We start from the raw sequence: 3,640 nt of genomic DNA, 5'->3' as shown, positions 1-3,640 counted from the left end.
TAGTGTGGGGTCTCCCCATGCGAGAGTAGGTCATCGTCAGGCACTTCTTCCGAAACCCCCGTCCTCCTAGAGGCCGGGGGTTTTGTCGTCTGAGGCTCTGCGTAGAGTAAATCGTACTCTGTTCCTGTTGGGTTATTCAGAAGCTTCAAAGGCGCCGAGGCTCTATAAGGCTCGAAAAGTTATCTGAGGGTTGCAGATGGTTACTGTAACCTTCTAATGGGAAGCCGTTGAGAGCCGCTTTTGGATGATCATCCTACGAGTCATTCATAGGCTTCAAAGTGATGCAAGACCTTACATGTGTAGTCCCGAAGAGTAATGGCCATATACTATGAGCCCTTATCGGAGGATGAACCATGGCTCAGACTCTTCACAAACGCACCACGACCACGCACGCCATTCAAAAAGAAATACAGTGATCGACGGATTCGGTCGCGTCGCTGAGTCGCCGCTACGGAATCAATCCCAAGACTCTACGCAAGTAGCGTGGCCGGGAGGCGGTTGAAGATACCCTGATGGGGCCCAAAGTCCCGCGTTCCACGTCATTGACGCCACGGGAAGAAGCCGCCGCCATCACCTTTCGGCAGAAGACCTGACTGCCGCTCGGTGATTGTCTTCATGCTCTCCAGCGAGAGATTCCTTCGCTCACCCGGTCGAGCCTGCATCAACTTTACCAGCGGCACGGTATCAGCCGGTTACCGAAGGATAGCGAGCAGAAGCGTAAAAAGAAGGTGTTCAAGCGCTACCCGATCGGGTACCTGTACATGGATATCAGCGAGATCCGCATCGGTGAGGGCAAGGCCTATCTGTTTATTGGCGTGGACCGGATATCCAAGTTCGTCCATGCGCAGCTGTATCGACGAATGACCCGGCAGATCGCCGCCGATTTCTTCGAAGACACGATGGAAGCTCTGCCTTACCGCGCTGACGGACAATGGCGTGCAGTTTGCCAAGAAGGCGGGCACCGAGGCTTACGCCGCATATCTTCGATGGGGTCTGTTACCGTCACTCTCGCTGGAGCAGTTGCAGGCCCACCTAAAAGACTACCAGTGGCCCTACAACAGTGCTCGGCCACTCAGGACGCTCAAGGGCAAAACACACCGGTTGGGTTTATCCTTGAGCAATGGCAGAAAGAGCCCCAGCGGTTTTATCACGACCCGAACCACTTCTTTGCGTGTTTGCGGGACCGAACACTTACGCTCTGTCTGGAAAATCGGCTAACGAGGCTGAGCCAAGGCAAAATCAGTGAAAAAGTGAAGTTTACAGAGAGTAAATAAGCACTTTGAGCTAATTTTTAAGCCTCATGAATGGGCGCAGAAGTTTTCAGACAGAGCGTAGAGGCCACTGTCAAGAGAGTTCAATTATGGATCGGCTAGCCTTCTTCTCTGACCAGCCAGTTCTCTACGGTTTCGGCACCATGTTCATCTTTCCACGCCTTGAGTGTCTTCTGATTGCCGCCTCGTGTTTTTACGATCTCCTTGGTATGGGGGTTTTCATATATCTTGAGCTTACGCTTGCGACGACCTGCAGCTTTCTCAGGCGTCACCGGCTCCTGCCCAGGGTTGAGAATGTCTAAAACATCCTTGGCGCTCTTGTTGAACTCCGTCATTAGTCCTTCAAGCTTTTCTTTGAACTCAATTTCCTGCTTAAGGCGGTTATCATCCTCCATTTGCTTCAGCTCCTCGGAGAGCTGCTGCACCAAGCGTTGCTTTTCCTGATAGGAATGAAAAAGTTTCGACATGTAAACTCCTGGTAGTTTAAGTGGTTGCCGTGAGGTTGGTTGGGCTCTATTGAAATCCTTGACTGAAAGTGTACTTTAACGAATAAATTCATTAATGCAAGTATTGCTACTTGGCGGATGGTTTCGTGATTTGTGTTTAAAGCATAGCTGAAAAATTAGTATTGATGAAAGAAGGCGCCAACATTACGTCGCATGGAGGAGCGCGTTCCTTGTGGAGTGGCGTGCTTAGCTGTTCTGAGTAGATAAGAGCTACATGGCTCGCTTGGTTAGGTGGCGCTTAGGCATTTCCCTACTCCAATCCGCGTGAATAGAATGGCTCAAACGAGGTGAGAATAGGGGCGTAAGCGCCATCAGCTTACTAGAGTGGCGAGTAAAAATTATGTTCTGGTTGGCTTCGGTTATTAAAGATCGAGCGGTTGCGCTGCTTCAGTACACCAAGCTGCCGTTGATTGGGGCAGCGTTTACCGCCACCTTGGCGTAGGCAGGTAAAATTTTTTCGTAATATCTTTTAGAATGCATGAAGGTTACATCGCGTGGCGCTGCCAACAGGAGTGCAGTGATAGTTGACTACAGCGCAAGCTGATTTCTAAGTGCCATGCTCAGCGGATGGCCAGTATCGTGGAGAGGAAGTGGCTTGCTTGTCTGAATCAGCTTGGTGAGAGTTCGGTTTCTTCAGGGACCAGCAGCATTATAGTGTGAATGGCAGTACGGTGCCATCTGCAGCAGGTGCCCCCTTTGGTCATTGATGCTAAGGCCTTGGTTACCATTAATCTTTTCTAGCTAAAGCTATTATCTTGGCGCAAGCTGGCTTTTAAGTATCATTGACAGGTGACGCAACTAATCCATATGTCCGATATTCAATATCACTTACTTGCCAAGCTGGAAGCAGCCTTTGATCACGTTACCGAGATGACAGAGGCGTTGGTCGAACAGTATCGGGTTTCTTCTCATGCGGCATGGGCGCTGGATAACCCAACGCCTGATGCCGAATGGTTACGCCGCGCACTCTTTGACTTTTGGTATTTGGATGGGCAAGACGGTAGGGTGACTCGCACCTACGTGGGCTTGATCGCAGCCGATAGTTCCTTGATGGAGGCGGTAGCGCGAGTGAACGCTGAAAAGGTGGCGTTTGCCAGTCTGATCCGTCAAGTGCAGGAAACCAAACCTGGGATGATTGCCGAGATTAAGGCATCACTTCCGTTTCGCCATCCGATGCTGAATGAGCATCTCAAACAGCAGGGCCTCGCTCGTTTGCATCTCAAGCAATCTTGGCGACATATTCCTGTAGCGGATACAGAACTCTCCAAAGTGCGTATGTCATGGTATAGCAGTGGGCGTTCGATTCAGCGCTTTACGGTAAACCAAGTGGAAAAAATGCTGCTCTCTATGGATGTCGATGCACCGCACATTCGTATTCAGCTTAAGAAATTGGCGAGCATTCCCAGTGGAGAGCCTCTGGCTAGAGTGCAAAGGCAGGCTCCGCTTATGAGGGCTAATCTCTTCTTCCGACAACCATTGAATGATGGGCGTCTACGTAGGGCGATGAACGTTGCATTGCCCTTGTTTGTCCCTTCCCCAGATGGGCGGTTACCCGACTACAATATACCTCCGCCTTTTCCGCCGGAAAAACGTGTACGCGCAAAGCGATCCGATGAGCGCCTTGAGGAAGAGGCATTTCTACCATCGCTACGTGTCTACCGTTACCGCTTGCCTGACATGAGACAGGAGAGTGGGAATGGTGATAAATAAGCATATCAATTATTTGTCGTTTTTTTCACCGCCAGGGCTTGTGTTCGCGTCCGTCAGATCGTAAAGTACGCCTCCGCTGCCAGCGACGAGCACACGTCGCAGGCGGTGGAGAGTGAGGCAAGTCCTTGTTGCCGTTGGGGTTTTGGGTTTCTC

At 50.8% G+C, this 3,640-nt stretch carries 2 protein-coding genes and 1 pseudogene; 2 read left to right on the top strand and 1 reads right to left on the bottom strand.

From position 1 onward, the window contains the following. Nucleotides 1–353: 353 nt before the first annotated feature. Nucleotides 354–1,163: pseudogene (locus ACW4DH_RS18905) on the top strand (transposase family protein); the annotation flags it as partial. A 206-nt stretch (nucleotides 1,164–1,369) separates the two neighbouring features. Here ACW4DH_RS18905 and ACW4DH_RS18900 read toward each other — a convergent pair. Next, the gene (locus ACW4DH_RS18900; RefSeq protein WP_459637955.1) at nucleotides 1,370–1,738 is read right to left on the bottom strand and encodes a histone-like nucleoid-structuring protein, MvaT/MvaU family; all 369 of its coding nucleotides are present in this window, start codon (nucleotides 1,736–1,738) and stop codon (nucleotides 1,370–1,372) included. Between the two features lie 846 nt (nucleotides 1,739–2,584). Here ACW4DH_RS18900 and ACW4DH_RS18895 point away from each other — a divergent pair. Beyond that, the gene (locus ACW4DH_RS18895; protein ID WP_459637954.1) at nucleotides 2,585–3,487 is read left to right on the top strand and encodes a DNA replication terminus site-binding protein; all 903 of its coding nucleotides are present in this window, start codon (nucleotides 2,585–2,587) and stop codon (nucleotides 3,485–3,487) included. Nucleotides 3,488–3,640 lie beyond the last annotated feature (153 nt).

The organism is Halomonas sp. WWR20, from assembly GCF_054602495.1.
Note: the sequence above shows the minus strand (reverse complement) of the source record. Positions and strands in the feature narration are given on the sequence as shown.